Source organism: Acinetobacter sp. ESBL14, from assembly GCF_036668815.1.
In the GTDB taxonomy this organism is placed as follows: Bacteria; Pseudomonadota; Gammaproteobacteria; order Pseudomonadales; family Moraxellaceae; genus Acinetobacter; species Acinetobacter gyllenbergii.
In genome coordinates this window covers 77,425-93,828 of sequence record NZ_JAZEVS010000001.1, presented here as the reverse complement: position 1 = coordinate 93,828, position 16,404 = coordinate 77,425, and the positions used below count along the sequence as shown (strand labels likewise).

Sequence of the window (16,404 nt, the reverse complement as noted above, 5' to 3'; positions counted from 1 at the left end):
AAACTCCCTCTCCTTTTAGGAGAGGTGAAGAGCGACTAAAGCGCCGCGAGAGAGGTTCCTATAGAGGCATCGATCATGTTCCATCTCAGTCATAATTATCAATTTGGTGTGATTGTTCTGATTTGTGCCTTTCTAGTGTTTTATATCCCCCTCGTTTACGCGTTTTTTAAAATACGTAGACAACAGCGTAATCAAAATAAGTCTTAGGGATTGTCAGTGTCCATTGGTCACTTTTAAAAACTCAATCAATAAAACTTAATTTTGCTTACACAAATTGAGCGTATAGTAGGGCATCTCCTTGCTTGAGATGTCTAAATAAAAGATATAAAGCAACGAAGAGAGAATTGATATGTCTATCCTTAGTTGGGACGATTTTGAAGATGATTCGCAAAAACCGACTGCACCTGAACACAAGTCTGCGCCCATCGACACGCAAAAAACGGTTAATACGCAAGTGGTATCTGATTCAGAGCAATCATCGCCGCGCGTGGCAGCTGCACAACCCGCTGGAACCAATTCCGTGCGATCAACAAATCCAACCGATTCGTTGGCACGAGCATCTGCTGCCTTAGAACACTTAGATGCTGCACCGGGCTTGGAAGAGCTTGAGATGGGTGCACAGCGTGTACAGGTTGATGATAAAGCGATGATCAACTGTCGCGCAGACTTAAACCAGCTTGTTCCGTTTAAATACGAGTGGGCTTGGCAGAAATATCTTGACGGGTGTGCAAACCACTGGATGCCGCAAGAAGTCAACATGAACCACGATATCGCGCTTTGGAAGTCTGAAAATGGCTTAACTGAAGATGAGCGTACCATCATCATGCGTTCTTTAGGTTTCTTCTCGACTGCGGACTCATTGGTTGCAAACAACTTGGTCTTGGCGATTTACCGTCACATTACCAACCCTGAATGCCGTCAGTACATCTTGCGTCAAGCATTTGAAGAAGCGATTCACACCCATGCTTATCAATACTGTATCGAATCTTTGGGTATGGATGAAGGCGAAGTCTTCAACATGTACCGCGAGATTCCAAGTGTTGCGCGTAAAGCATCGTGGGGCTTGAAGTACACTCAATCTTTAAGTGATCCGACTTTCAACACGGGGACGCCTGAAAACGACCAACGTTTATTGCGTAACTTGATCGCGTTCTATTGTGTTCTTGAAGGGATCTTCTTCTACTGTGGCTTTACTCAAATCTTGAGTATGGGTCGTCGTAACAAGATGAACGGTGTTGCTGAGCAGTTCCAGTACATCTTGCGTGATGAGTCGATGCACTTGAACTTCGGTATCGACATGATCAACCAGATCAAGATCGAGAACCCACATTTGTGGACGGCTGAGTTCCAAGAAGAAGTGATTCAAATGATTCTTGAAGGCACCATGCTTGAAATCGAATATGCGCGTGACACCATGCCACGTGGTGTATTGGGTATGAATGCAAGCATGATGGAAGAATACTTGAAGTTCATCTGTAACCGTCGTTTAGCGCAACTTGGTTTACCTGAGCAGTTTGCTGGTGTAACCAACCCGTTTGGCTGGATGTCTGAGATGATGGACTTGCGTAAAGAGAAGAATTTCTTTGAAACGCGTGTAACGGATTACCAAACTGGTGGTGCGTTAAGCTGGTAAGTTGAATTAACAGCTAATAAAAAACCGCCGAGATGGCGGTTTTTTTATACAGTTTTTATTTAGACATATTAAGTAAAACTTATATAACCTTCAAAATCCCCTATACTTTATAATATAAGATATTAAGTCAAACTTAATTATATTTTAAGTATTATCAAAAACTTGAGAATGAAAAAAGCCTCTTCGCATCCCATTTTTTGCAAAATCTTTACAATATCTATCAATTTTCCACTGAGGTAAATTTTCAATTTGTGATTTAATTTGACTATCAATTGAAACTAAGTCCATAGAATCTTTTAATCTATTAGCTTGCGGAGGTGCAGTTTTTTCCCAATTACTTAAGGCCATATTATAAAAATATAAGGAACTCTTCTTTTCTTTAGTGCTCTTTAATAAATTAAATATCCAAGATGCAGCATAACCGATGTTCAACTTTGAATTCCTATTTCGTCCATTAGCTATAATATCAAATGAAATAAAATAACAAGTTAATGAGTTTTCTTTATCTCCAAGAAATTCTAAACACTTACCTACATTTCCATAAAACTCCCCTCCGAGTTCAATTTTAATATTATTTAAAATATTTTCTAAGTCCTCACTTTTCAGAAAATGATTAAGTGCCAATTTAACATTCTCAACTTTACCTGAATCACGATAAGCTAAGGCTAAATTATGACGCAATACAGATACATCCGAAACCCCTGACTCATCTAATAAATGTACCCCATACTCCCCTATTTCAATAGCCTCTACATATTTCCCTTGAAACCAGAAAGAGTAACATTTTTCACTACAATAAGATAAAAAATGATTACCTTTTCCAGGTATAAATTTGGCATATTCTTCTAATAAACATTCACTTTTTTCGAAAATTCCGAATTGGGTCAATGTAGTAGTTAGGCTAAAAAATAGACTATGAAAATATGGATATTCATTATCAACTGCTATTTTAAAATTTATTGAACCAAATAATTTTTCAGAAACCCTTAGGTATTCTTCAGTATAGCCTGCAATTAAAATTGGAGAGTAAACCTCTTCAAGAACACTTAAAGCAGAAACATAATCCTCATTGTTAATATTTAGTTCAACTTTAGACATCCAGTTTTGAAAATCTGAAAAAGTTAAATCATCATTGAGCCGTGACTTTAAAACATAAATAAATTTATCATAATACTGAACCAACAAGGTAATATATTTTGACCTCTCATTAGCGGGAAACTTTGATATTATAAATTCTTTTACAAGTGGATGTAGTTCCACTAAATCAGCATTATCACTAGATGACTTAATTTCTATTAAATTTAAATTTTTCAAAACTTTGAATGCTTTGTCAAACTGATTACTATTTAATTCAGACTCCATAATCTTTTTTAAATTAAGAGTAGTTTCTGGTTTAACAGACTCAGCAATCCCTCTTAAAAGATTCCTTTGCTTATCATTCAAAGAGTACCACACTTCATTCAAAATTTTTTCAGATAAAATTGATGAAAATGCCTCTTCATTAAATTTAGTTTTATCTTCAATACTTTTTATGAATTTATTAACTGTTTCTATCCCTCTAGAAGCTTGAGCTGCAATTAGATTTATCCACAAAGGATGACCTTTTGTTAGCTGATATGACTTATTTGATAATTCTATTAGTTGATTCCGATTAACCGAAATTCTATATAATTCAAAAATTTCTAGACATTCATTTTCTGACAACCCATCAAGTTTAATCTGATAAAACTCTGAACCAGCTTCTCTAATAAATGGCCGGCAAGTAAAAATAAATTTAGAGTTATGCACAGTTTTTTGTGCTTGGTCAAAAAAATACTTCATACTTCCTGATGGGGTAAAATACTCTAGATCAATATGGCTATCAATATTATCAAAAACAAATAATATTCTTCTATTAAACAAATTTCTAAAAAATATATCAATCAACTCATTTGTTGAAATAGAATTATATTCTTTTATATTAAAAACACCATTTGTTAGACGCTGTATTAAAGAAATTAACTTAGTTTGAAATCTATTAGTTTCCTCTTTAAAATCTCGCCAATCCACAAATTCATATATATCTTTTTGCATTGCATCTTTTAAAATATATGAAGCCAAGGCGGATTTCCCCTGACCACCAATCCCTGTAATAAACACCACCTTAAAAAAATCAACTGATAAATTTTGAATTTCTTTTTTCCGACCAACCCAAAATTTACTAGCTGGAGGTATCTCAATATCATATTCATCTATATTCTTAGATTTTTCTATTTCTGTTGCAATCTCACATTCACCCTCCGATTCTAATTGATTTCCTAGCAATGGATAAATACTATCTTTTATTTGAATTAATTTATTTTCTAAGTCTTCATATGAATCTATTAATATAGAAGTTAAACGAACATTCTCACTTTTAATTTCTTGTGTTGAAATAATGAAATGTTCTTGTGTATAGCCATTATATAATTCACCCATAAAGTTCATCACATGTTTTATATAAGGATCTGAAAGGCTAAAACCTACAAACAATATAGACTTATCAGCTATAATTTTTTTTAGTTCAAAAATAGAAACCTGTTCATCAGTACTATATAGCTCTTCATATTGTGAAGGAAAGTAAATACATTTATCTGGCTCATTGATATCACCATGTATTTTAAAAATATATTTATCATACCCAGAAATTTTAGAAACCTTGTATTTATTACTATATGAAACCATTTCAAAATTTTGGTATTGTTTCTCTAGCAGGTTATCATAATTTGTAGTTATTATCTTTGTAGAGATTGAACCTAGAGTTTGGTGCGCAACTGATGGTAGTTTATCATCATGAGATCTTATGACTTTTTCTAAAATTTCAATTGCGTTAACTTTTAACGTATCGATCTTTTGTAGGACATCTACAGGTGTCATAATATCATCATTTATTGCATCAATATATTTATCACATTTTTCGTCATATTCTCTTAAACCTTCTAAAATTTCTATTGTCAGCTTATTCCAATTTGGTAAACCACAGTTCATTGATAGGCCAGCACCTACAAAAATCACTAACTTATCATTCTTAGCTTTTGATATTAAACTACTTGGTATGGTCATACTTTTAAAATATATTAGAAATAGTTATCATAGAATATAATTTATATTTCAAACGCTTACAACAGTAAATCATTGTTAGTTTACAGTTAACATAGTATTATTAGCCTGACCGATAAAAAGTCTAGATTTTTATTCATAGCTATCAATTAATTTAATTACACATAAACATCTATTTCTAAAATTCCAACAATAATCTTCCTAAATTACATGCAAACTCAATCTATCCCCACCAACCACCCCTCCAACAACTTCCCTTTATCCACCTTATTCCCACTTAACAACTGTACCATTGCCCCATCCACCACAAACAAGAACATCTGTGCATCTGCTTTTGCAGCATTGATATCCGTCCTTGCCAACAACATATAAATTTCACGAATCAACCAGTTTCGGTACTCCACCACCATCTCATACGCCTTTGGATAACGGGTTTTAATTTCAAAAACTGCCCGAAACAATAAATGGTACATCCCTTCTACATCGGCATGCAGAAAGAAAATCCGTTTTAGCTTTTCACGCCCTGATAGATGTTTATTGGCATAGAGAATTGAACGGACTTCTTTCTTGAGTGCCGTTCTCTGCAAGCTCAACGTCATTTCAACCAAATGCTCTTTGGAGTGAAAATATTTATAAAAGGTGCCTTTGGCAATTTTAGACTCATCAATAATCAGGTCGACCCCAACATGATGAAAACCATCTTGGTTAAACAGCGTTTGCGAGGTATCCAAGACTTTTAAAGCACGATAAGTCAAAGCAAAAGGTGGCATAGCATTTCCATGATTGAATAATTTTTTGTTGTTGCTCAACCAGATCAAGCGGCCATTTATGCTGCAATAAGCGAAAAAAAGGCGTGCAAAGACCCGATAAGACGGCCTGAGCGCATCTCAAGTTTTATTGTTGATATGATTTTTTAGTCGTGACAAAGCAGCGCTTGAAAAGCCTAAAGGCAATCAAACGGCGTCAAAGACTAATTGAGAAAAATAAAAATACAGTGCATGGCCAACTCCTACAAAATTCGGAACGCTGCCAAGACATAAAGATTATGGTGGCAGGGAGAAAGAGGGTTGACAGACTGAACCTAAGAATCAGCACGCCCGAAGGCGTCCCCCTTTCGCCCTACCGCTACAAAAGAGGGACGAACAAGTCTACACCAAAAAAACTAGGTTTTTCAATGCACTTAGGAAACGGTCTGTCAAAACCGGCTGGCGATGTAGGCCAGCGCTTAAAGAATAATCAGTGGGTCTAAGGGTGTCAATGCTACACTTTGGGCCAAAGTGATTTTCTTATTATTTTTCAATCAATTAAATTATTTATTATTTTTAAATTATCATATAAATGTATTTTAATAATCAACCAGTCGGCTTAAAGCGCACTGCTTTAAGCGACTTCGGTCTGCCCAACTTGGTGATAAGCACGGTTAAAATACACCAAGCTTTGATCATGTCCACTTTGTTGAACCGCCACAATACGACAAATAAAAATCGTATGCGTTCCCACGTCCTGAATCTGATCAATCTCGCAATCGAAATTCACCAAGGCATCATCCAAAACTGGCGCACCTGTTTCCAATGCTGACCAAGCTCCATGTTTAAAACGTTCTTCTGGACTCAATTTAGAGGAAAAGGCTTTCGAAATATGCTGATGATCTGCGCTTAACACATTCACGCTCAGGATTTTATTGTCGACAAAATGCACATGCGAACTCGAAGCTCTATTCATGCATACCAATAAAGTCGGAGGCGTATCAGTGACGCTACATACAGCAGATGCAGTAAAGCCATAACGACCAGACATGCCTGTGGTGGTAATCACACTGACCGCACTAGTGAGTAAAGACATTGCATCTCTAAAATCTGTTGCTTCAACCATCACTTTATTCCTCAATTAAACCCGAGCTTTGCATTGGTATCAAGGGCGCACATACTCGCCCTTTCAACCTCACAACATCAGTGCATTTTAGCCTTGCAGTTCTTGACGAATAATTTCTGCACCTGCACTTAATGCATTCAGCTTGCCACGTGCAACATCACGCGCCAAAGGTGCCATACCACAGTTGGTTGATGGATAGAGCTTATCTGCATCGACAAACTGAAGTGCTTTACGTAAGGTATCGGCAACTTCTTCTGGCGTTTCAACCGTGTTACTCGCCACGTCAATCGCACCCACCATCACTTTCTTACCACGAATCAATTCAATCAGATCCATCGGCACACGCGAGTTGTGACATTCCAGTGAGATGATATCAAGTTTTGATTGTTGTAGCTTTGGAAAAGCCTCTTCATATTGACGCCATTCAGAACCGAGGGTCTTTTTCCAGTCGGTATTGGCTTTAATGCCGTAACCATAGCAAATATGTACCGCAGTTTCACACTTCAACCCTTCAAGCGCACGCTCTAAAGTCGCCACACCCCAGTCATTTACTTCATCAAAGAATACATTAAAAGCAGGTTCATCGAACTGGATAATATCCACGCCCGCCGCTTCTAACTCTTTGGCTTCTTCATTCAGGATTTTGGCAAATTCCCACGCCAATTTTTCACGACTTTTATAATGTGCATCATACAACGTATCAATCATGGTCATTGGGCCTGGCAACGCCCATTTGATTGGTTGATTGGTTTGCTGACGTAAAAACTTGGCATCTTCAACAAAAACAGGCTTTTGACGCGATACCGCACCGACTACAGTTGGCACACTGGCATCATAACGATTACGGATACGCACCGTTTCACGTTTCTCAAAATCAACACCTGTAAGATGCTCAATAAATGTCGTCACAAAATGCTGACGGGTTTGCTCGCCATCACTAACAATATCAATCCCTGCCACTTGCTGCTCATGCAAAGACAAACGTAAAGCATCCTGTTTACCTTCAATCAGACCCTGCTCTTGCAATTTCCATGGTGACCAAAGCTTTTCAGGCTCTGCCAACCAAGACGGTTTCGGTAAGCTACCCGCAGTCGACGTTGGTAATAATCTTTTCATCATCAATAACCTTATATTTTCAATAAATTAGTGCGCGTAACTTTTTTGCGAGTTGCTTTGTGCTGCATAACTGGCAGACCACTGTTCCAGAATGTTTTGATAAGGTTTGATAAATTGTTCTTCAACAAATTTGCCTTGCTCAATTGCCAAACGACTACGCTCTTCGCGGTCATATACAATGCGCGTCAGTGAATAATCTTGGTTGCTCAAACTTGGTTGATAGGATTTACCAGCCGCTGAATTGGCATTATAAATTTCAGGACGGTAAATCTTCTGGAAGCTTTCCATGGTGCTGATGGTGCTGATCAATTCCAGATTGCTGTAGTCCGCCAATAAATCCCCAGAGAAATAGAAGGCCAACGGCGCAACACTATTTGGCGGCATGAAATAACGCACTTTTAAGCCCATTTTCTGGAAATACTCATCCGTTAATGAATATTCATCTTGCAGATATTCCGTACCCAATACTGGATGTTGATTTTCAGTACGTTGATAGACCTTGCTGCTGGAAACACTGAGGCAGATCACAGGCGGTTTTTTAAAGTTTGCCTTGTAAGTCTCTGACTCAATAAAGCTCTTAAACAAGTTGCCATGTAAGTCACCGAAGTTCTCTGGTGTGCTAAATCCAGACTGATTTTTATTATGCTCAAGCAATAGCACACTGAAATCATAATCACGCACATAAGAAGAGAAGTTGTTACCCACAATACCTTCAATACGCTCATTGGTTTTTTGATCGACAATATTGGTTTTTAAAATTTCAATCAAAGGCAATGCATTGCTATCGCTGCCCGCTTCAACCTTCATCTCAACAGAAATAATCTCAAGCTCGACCGCATAACGATCGCCTTCTGGATTATCCCAATGCGCCAAGGTATTGAAACGATTGTCGATCATTTTTAGGGTATTACGCAGATTCTCTTGGCGGCTTTGACCACGAGCCAAATTGGCAAAGTTGGTTGTAATACGGGTATTTTCTGATGGGTAATAGTTCTCATCAAAACGAATACTCTTGATCGTAAAATTAAATGCGCTACTCATTTTAATCCGCCACCCTAATTTCTGAGATAAATCTGAATTTCTGTATAGAGTGATTTATACCGTAATCATTAGCTGAATAAAAATGATTTAATCTAAGTCAAAAATGAATGAAATTCACGTTAAGAAATTTGCTGAGATGAAAATGGCTCAGTATCCTCGATTGATGGTAATTTTGCAGATGAATATCGCTCAGGGAATTTCGGGCGGATATAGACAAACCATAGGACAAAAACTCCAGTTCAATTAATTAAAAATCAATACGATACCAATAAAAATTACATAAGGGCTGAATCAATCGACTGGACATAACAAGCAAGCTGTATTAATTGATCAAACTGTGAATAGCTCTCATTCTCAACTATAATTCAGACCAATTAAAAAGCAATCTCAGGCTGAGATCAAAGGACAGAAGATGAAAAAAGATCGTGTATTTAATCGAAAAAAACAAGCCAGACCTCTTATTCCCCTTCTCTCTATCGGTGGATTTATCTTATTTTCAAACTCATCTTTTGCAGCAACGCCTGCTGAAGTTGCCAATCAAGATCAGCCCTCCGAAGTGCTGCCGACCATTAGCATTACGGCATCGCGTGCAGATGAATTGTCCTCTTCGGCCAAACAAGTCACCAAGCTCGATGAAAAACAAATCGAGCTGTTAAAAAATGCCTCATCAGGCAACATCGCCACCGTATTAGCAAAAGTCGTTCCGGGATTATCCGATTCCAGTCGCACCATTACCGATTATGGACAAACCCTACGTGGCCGTAATGCGCTGATCTTGGTCGATGGTGTTCCGATGAATCTCACCCGTGATACCTCAAGGGGGCTTTCTGCGATTGATCCTGAAAGTATTAGCAGTATCGAAGTGATTCGAGGCAGTAATGCGATTTATGGCAGTGGTGCAGCTGGGGGGACCATTTCGATTACAACCAAAGCGGCTGGTGGCGAACCGAGCGCGAAAACTGTGATTGGTCTGCAGACGGGCTTAACCAATTTTCGTTCCGATGCCTTAAGTGGTGACATCCATCAATATTTCTCTGGCAGCTTAAATAACTTCGATTATGCGCTCGATTTTGGCTACCAACGTATTGGCAGTCCATACGATGCACGTGGCAGACGGGTTGCACCTGAACCCAGTCAAGGTGACCTGTTTGATGCAGATGCCTATAGCATCGGTAGCAAACTTGGCTATCATCTGGACGACAATCAGTATCTTCAATTTGCTGCAAATTATTATAATGCGGAACAAGACTCGAACTATGCCTCTGATCCAAGTGTGGCTCAACTGCCAGCGGGGACTGTGCCTGCGAAGGCAATCAAGGGTCTGAAATTAAAAGACCAGAATAAAAATGAAAATCAGATCTACAATTTGACCTATAGTCATCAAGATTTCTTCGGCAATAAAGTCGATGCGCAACTGTATTATCGTGACTTTTTTACCCGCTTTGCACCCTTTGATGCGCGTAAAGTTGCGACCCGTGGCGGACAAGTCGATCAGGTCTATCAAGAAAATAATGTGCTGGGCAGCCGTTTAACCGTGAATACACCGCTTGCGTTTTTAGGCGACACTTCGCTGGTTTGGGGCGGCGATTTTAGCCGTGAAAAAAGTGAAATGCCTTTAGATACCTTCGACCCGCAAATTTATGACCAGTCAGGTGGTCTGGAATTTGTCAAAAATGGCAAACTGATTTATTTACCTGAGCTCACCACGCAAAGTATCGGTGGATTTGCGCAATTGAAGCACCGTTTCAATGAGCAATGGTCAGCAGAAATCGGCACACGTTATGAAGACAGTTATGCCAAAATTGACAGCTTTATTCCCTTGTCTCAACTCGGCAAAGCCAATCCTTATACGGTTCAAGGCGGTAAAGTCAAAGCAGACGCATGGCTTTACAATGCCAATGTCAGCTTTGCACCTACCGATGCACACTCGATTTATGCCTCTTTTAATCAGGGTTTCCAACTCCCCGATGTTGGTGTCATCATCCGTAATGCAGGGGTAGGTTTCGACTTAGGTTCTTCTTTCTTAGAACCTGTCAAAGTGGATAATTATGAGCTTGGCTGGAATGGTCATTTTAATCATTTTAGTTCTAGTTTAGCGGTATTCCACTCCACTTCTGATCTGGGGGGTGTGCAATCCTTTAATAATGGACTGGTGCTTGCGCGAACCAAAGAAAAAGTGACTGGTGTAGAAGCGACCCTTGATTATCTTGAAGATGCCAAAGTCTGGGGGGCTGGTGGGAGTGTGACGTGGATGAAAGGACGCGAAACCCCTCAAAATACCCATACTGAGCAAGATATGACTGGTTACCGTATCCCACCGTTAAAAGTCACAGGCTATATTTCTTATAGTCCAACTGATACTTGGACCAACCGCATTCAAGCCACTTATTTTGGCGCAGAGGATTATCGTTTGAATGGCGTAAATAGCTTTGGACGTTATGATGTCAAATCTTATACCACCGCTGATTTACTCAGTAGCTTTGCACTGAACAAGAAAGATACGATGACCATCGGTATCGAAAATATGTTTAACAAGCAATATTACCCGCTGTATAGCCAACTGATGAGAAACAGCAACAATACCAGTCATTTACTCGCAAATGGCATTACGCTGAAAGTGTCTTATAGCCATAAATGGTAAATTCGAATCAATGAGAAACCGTCATAAATGACGGTTTCTTTCTCAAGCTCATTCATTATTTTTGAGCTGAAGCATCTTGTTTCTGCTGTAGCTCATGTAATTTTTTGCTATAGGTTGAATAGACGGGATTCCACGTCTTGCCTTTGTCTTTAGAAAAATTAACAAGGGCATAGTAAGGTGAAAAATAAGTATTTAAAAGAGCCCCTGAGTCAAGCACTGTGATATAGCTCTGCGGGATTATTTTACGTTTTTCCCATGTGGGTGTTGCTTCTTCTTTAACCGCTAACTCACCCCAGCTAAATGGTCCAGAAGCAATATAAATATCGCCTTGCTTTGAAAATTGCGCTGGCCAAATATTGACTTTAAATGGGCTATCAATTTTTTGCCATGTCGCACCATGATCTTTTGAATTAAATTGCTTAGCAAAAACACCTGCAAAACCACCTTTAGAAGTAATCAAACTAAAGGACTGGTCTGGGTTAACAAACAGCTGCGTGATATTGGCGTTATCGGGTACCTTATTTTGGCTCCATGCTTTGCTTGCATACTCATAGCGATTAATATTTCCATACATATCAGCATAATCAAAACCGCGCTCATCCTCCCACATCCAGAAACCATTCAGCCCTAACCAAGCATTGAATATTTTTTTTGTTGAAATTGGTTTCCAATCCCCCTTTTCTAAACGATCACTACGATAAATAGTCAGATCAGTTCCCACAATATGTGCTAAATACCAACCTTGTTGATCGTTACCCACAACATAGGCAATGATTCCTATAGGCAAATTACCCGTATCAACAGGACTTAGCGTATCACTATCTTTTTGATGCTTATAGAAATTATTCATCTCACCATAAGCTAAAAAATCAAAGTGACGATTTTCTTTTACAGTTACGCAGTCAAAAGACAGAGCTTCTTGGCTTTGAAATATTTTGGCTTTTTCTTTTTTATCTTGGATATCATCGTTTAAGGAAAAAGAAAAAATAGAACCAATTTTACTTGCTGCAACCACCCTATTGTCTGGTGTTTCCTTAAAACACTGCATTCCAAAAGGTAATAATTTATTTTCATTACCAAAATGTTTTTCTATCTCAGTAATGGGTTGAGTCCAGCCTGTTAAAACCTTGTCTTTATAAATCGCTTGCAGATACTTATCTCCAAATTTATTGATTAGATTTTTATTGGATGGATAGTTTTCAGATCTTGAAAAAAAATATGCACCATTGGCATGCGTCAAAAATATACGTCCAAGATCAGTGGTTGTATTCTCAACCACTTTAAATGTACGGGCTTGACTGGCTTGCTCATTATCCACCAAATTGATAAATTTTGTTGCCCCTGCCAGCATCGGATTTGCACTCGGCATAAAGCTGTTCAGCTCAACAACACGATATTCCCCCGCAGGTAATTTCCCACTATAAATCAGTGTAGAACGTGAAACTCCTGAATTAATAACATCAATTTTATAGGTCTTATTATTTTTCCGGATCATGGTTTTTTCTGTAAGACTTTCTACGAGTAAAAACGGAAAATTCATCCCATTATTAAAACCGATACTTAAGACCACAGGATATAATTTCTCTTCTTGTTGCTCAGGTGCGAACACATCTTTTGCCACTGCATTCATTTCTCTTGATTGCGGCGTTGTAGCACATGCCTGGAGTAACAAACAAATGGCGAAAACCACCCCACTTTTCAATATTAAATTTAGTTTATTCATTTACTTAATCATTTAAATGTCAGAAACAACATGTATCAAGGATGAGAAAACTCTCGCCCTACCCAATAAAGGTGAACATTACTAGAATTATTAACAATAAACCATCTTAAATATAATCATAATCAACTTGATTGATACATTTTGAAACACTAGTACAACTAAAACACCGTCTAAATTAAAGTAAAATTCATGAACTAACTTCTTCAACATCAGTGTTAAGGCAATCCCTTGCCCTGCTGATGTGCCTTTATTGCGCCTGTATCATCATTTAAATTCTTTCTCTCTATATGGTTTGTCATATAGAGCGTCATTTAATTTTTAAGGTAAATTGAATGAAAAAATTTTGGAAATATTTATTAGTACTGCTCGTGGTACTAATTATTATTGCAATTGCCTTTCTTTTTAGACCAGTTGCGTCTAAGGCAATTAAAACCACCAACAACGAACCTACTGTCGATGTCGTACTCATCGGTGGCGGGATTATGAGTGCCACGTTGGGTACTTATCTCAACGAGTTACAACCTGACTGGAACATCCGCATGTATGAACGTCTTGATGCTGTTGCACAAGAAAGTTCAAACGGTTTTAACAATGCGGGCACAGGTCACTCAGGCTTTATGGAAATGAACTATACCGAAGAAAAAGACGGTAAAATGGACATTTCTAAAGCTGTGAATGTGGCGGGTCAGTTTGAAATTGCCAAGCAATTCTGGGCATACCAAGTCAAACAAGGTGTACTCGAAACACCAAACACTTTCATTAACCCTGTACCACACATTGCATTTGTGTGGGGCGATAACGTGAACTTCATGGAAAAGCGTTATGCTGCCATGGTTCAAAATCCGTTATTCGCGGGCATGAAATTAAGTGAAGACAAAGCTGAAATTCAACAATGGGCACCATTGGTGATGGACGGTCGTGATCCTCAACAAAAAGTGGCTGCAACCCGTATGGACGTTGGTTCTGACGTGAACTACGGTGCTATCACGACCCAGTTGATCAACAACCTCGAAAAGAGTCCTAACTTTAAACTCAGCACTTCAACTGAAGTGACGGGCATCAGCAAAAATGATGACAACACGTGGTCTGTTGCTTTCAAAGATTTGAAATCGGGCAAAGTTGATCATGTCAAAACACGTTTCGTATTTATTGGTGCGGGCGGTGCTGCAATTAAATTATTGCAAATGACTGGCTTACCAGAAGCACAACAATATGCGGGCTTCCCTGTAGGTGGTGAGTTCCTAGTAACTGACAACCCAGCAATCACTGCAAAACATACAGCCAAAGTCTATGGCCGTGCTGATCTTGGTGCGCCTCCGATGTCTGTTCCACATATTGATACCCGTTATATTGATGGTAAAAAATATGTGTTGTTTGGCCCATTCGCAACCTATTCAAACAAGTTCCTGAAAAATGGTTCACAATTTGATTTGCTTGCATCGACCAACAAAAACAACGTCTTGCCTATGACTGCAATTGGTCTACAAAATGCCGATCTCGTTAAGTATCTGGTAAGCCAAGTGTTAATGTCTGATGCTGATCGTTTCAACGAGTTGAAAAAATACTACCCTGAAGCTGATCCAAAAGACTGGCATTTACAACAAGGTGGTCAACGTGTTCAGATCATCAAAAAAGAGCCGGGTAAACCTGCTAAATTGCAATTTGGTACAGAAATCTTTGCGTCTAAAGACAAGTCTGTAACCGCATTGTTAGGTGCTTCTCCGGGTGCTTCAACTTCACCTTACATCATGCTCAACTTGCTTGAAAAAGCCTTCCCTGAGCAAACTAAAGGTGAATGGAATGGCAAGTTACATGAAATCGTGCGTTCTTATGGTAAAGACCTTTCAACTGATCCAGCGTTGTTAGATCAAATCCGTCAGTACTCAAGTTCAACTTTAGGCTTGAACTATACGACTCCTGCAAACTTGGTTCCTGCCAAGAAAGTCGAAAAAGCGGAAGCTGTTGCGCAATAAGCAACGCCAAGCCCATTGAAAATGGGAGGAGTTTTCGCTCCTCCCTTTTTCTTTATCTCTTTTTTATACATAACACCTTATGCCCGCTGCTGCACCCCACTCTGCTTTTGCTGCATTTGCCAGTCGTGACTTTAGGTTATTGACCCTCAATCAATGCTGCCTAACGTTTGCGGTGCTCATTCAAGAAGTGCTGGTGGCTTTTCATCTCTATCAAATCACCAAAAATCCGCTCATTCTCGGCCTAGTTGGGATCATGGATTTCTTACCTTTTCTCGCTCTGTCTTTATGGGGCGGTTATATTGCTGACCGTTTTAATCGGCAGCGTATTTTACAAATCAGTTTTAGCCTTGCCATTCCCCTATCGGTTGGCTTATGGATCTGCTTCGATCTGTATAACACCCAGACGTTCAGTGCCAATGTCCTACTGATTGCGACTTTCAGTATCCTGTTTTTATTTGGCTGTATTCGCGGTATTTATAGCCCCTGCTTTAACTCCTTACGTCCTTTTGTCGTACCTGAGCATCTGTATACCAATGCAGCGACATGGACCAGTATGTGCTGGCAAGCTTGCGGTATACTTGCACCCGTGGTTGGCGGTTTTCTGTTGGCGCATCTGGATTTGGATATTACCTTTGCCGTGATTGTGGCGCTTTTTCTTACGGGCAGTATGGCTCTATGGTGCTTACAGAAGCGCGCGTTTCCTCAAATCCAAACGGAGTCGGTGGCTCAAAGTCTAAAAGACGCACTACAATTTATTTTTAAAACCAAAATTATTTTTTGGGCGATGTTTCTCGATCTCGGCTCGGTTTTCTTTGGTGGCATCATCGCGCTGCTACCCATTTTTGCCCAAGATATTTTGCATGTTGGTGCCGATGGTTTTGGTCTATTACGCGCCGCACCTGCATTTGGTGGCTTGATCATGCTGCTGATTTTGGTACGTTATCCACCTAAATCCAGACCGTGGCAGATGATGCTCATTGCGGTCACTGGCTTTGGTCTGTGTACTTTGTTATTTGCTGTTACCAGACACCTCTATTTTTCCATCGCAGTTCTCATTATCATGGGGGCATGTGACAGCATCAACATAATTATTCGTCAAACCATACTGCAATTGATTCCACCCAAAGACATGCTTGGTCGTGTCGCTGCCATTAATGGCATCTTTGTCACGTCCAGCAATGAGCTGGGTGCATTGCAGTCCAGTGTGATGACACGCTTTTTTAGCGTGGTGCCAGCCATGTTGATTGGCGGTTCACTGTCTTTGTTCTGTGTGCTACTGACCAAGATCAAAACCAAAGATTTATTGAAGTTTCGTTTTTAATCCCCC

11 protein-coding genes are annotated in these 16,404 nt (G+C 39.2%); 5 read left to right on the top strand and 6 right to left on the bottom strand.

The features are described from left to right. The first annotated feature begins 75 nt into the window (after window positions 1–75). A complete protein-coding gene (locus V6E90_RS00500; RefSeq protein ID WP_004655460.1) occupies window positions 76–207 on the top strand; it encodes a hypothetical protein in 132 nt (43 codons plus the stop codon). Window positions 208–349: 142 nt separating this feature from the next. Next, entirely contained in the window at window positions 350–1,633 is a 1,284-nt protein-coding gene (locus V6E90_RS00495; RefSeq protein WP_004655461.1) for a ribonucleotide-diphosphate reductase subunit beta, read from the top strand. Window positions 1,634–1,777: 144 nt separating this feature from the next. Here the strand turns inward: V6E90_RS00495 and V6E90_RS00490 are convergent, their stop codons facing one another. From V6E90_RS00490 to V6E90_RS00470, 5 genes are all read right to left on the bottom strand, one after another. Continuing rightward, the gene (locus tag V6E90_RS00490) at window positions 1,778–4,714 is read right to left on the bottom strand and encodes an SIR2 family protein (RefSeq protein ID WP_332604202.1); all 2,937 of its coding nucleotides are present in this window, start codon (window positions 4,712–4,714) and stop codon (window positions 1,778–1,780) included. A 215-nt stretch (window positions 4,715–4,929) separates the two neighbouring features. Beyond that, window positions 4,930–5,481 (bottom strand): TetR/AcrR family transcriptional regulator, encoded by a 552-nt coding sequence (locus V6E90_RS00485; RefSeq protein WP_332604201.1) that lies wholly within the window; start codon window positions 5,479–5,481, stop codon window positions 4,930–4,932. 610 nt (window positions 5,482–6,091) lie between these two features. Then, on the bottom strand, window positions 6,092–6,583 hold the full coding sequence (locus V6E90_RS00480) for a flavin reductase (RefSeq protein WP_016541624.1): 492 nt from the start codon (window positions 6,581–6,583) through the stop codon (window positions 6,092–6,094). A gap of 87 nt (window positions 6,584–6,670) precedes the next feature. Then, complete coding sequence (locus tag V6E90_RS00475) at window positions 6,671–7,699, bottom strand: methionine synthase (protein WP_032812745.1); 1,029 nt, start codon at window positions 7,697–7,699, stop codon at window positions 6,671–6,673. A 27-nt stretch (window positions 7,700–7,726) separates the two neighbouring features. Continuing rightward, on the bottom strand, window positions 7,727–8,740 hold the full coding sequence (locus V6E90_RS00470; RefSeq protein ID WP_332604200.1) for a DUF1852 domain-containing protein: 1,014 nt from the start codon (window positions 8,738–8,740) through the stop codon (window positions 7,727–7,729). A gap of 412 nt (window positions 8,741–9,152) precedes the next feature. Between V6E90_RS00470 and V6E90_RS00465 the strand changes: the two genes are divergently transcribed. Then, window positions 9,153–11,381, top strand: coding sequence for a TonB-dependent receptor (locus V6E90_RS00465; protein ID WP_332604199.1), 2,229 nt, complete (start codon window positions 9,153–9,155; stop codon window positions 11,379–11,381). A 55-nt stretch (window positions 11,382–11,436) separates the two neighbouring features. On the opposite strand, the gene V6E90_RS00460 is transcribed toward V6E90_RS00465, so the two are convergent. Next, window positions 11,437–13,104 (bottom strand): exo-alpha-sialidase, encoded by a 1,668-nt coding sequence (locus V6E90_RS00460; protein ID WP_332604198.1) that lies wholly within the window; start codon window positions 13,102–13,104, stop codon window positions 11,437–11,439. Between the two features lie 332 nt (window positions 13,105–13,436). On the opposite strand from V6E90_RS00460, the gene mqo reads away from it, so the two are divergent. Both mqo and V6E90_RS00450 read left to right on the top strand, forming a co-directional pair. Continuing rightward, complete coding sequence (gene mqo, locus V6E90_RS00455; RefSeq protein WP_065343574.1) at window positions 13,437–15,077, top strand: malate dehydrogenase (quinone); 1,641 nt, start codon at window positions 13,437–13,439, stop codon at window positions 15,075–15,077. Window positions 15,078–15,156: 79 nt separating this feature from the next. Next, complete coding sequence (locus V6E90_RS00450; protein ID WP_332604197.1) at window positions 15,157–16,398, top strand: MFS transporter; 1,242 nt, start codon at window positions 15,157–15,159, stop codon at window positions 16,396–16,398. Window positions 16,399–16,404: the final 6 nt, after the last annotated feature.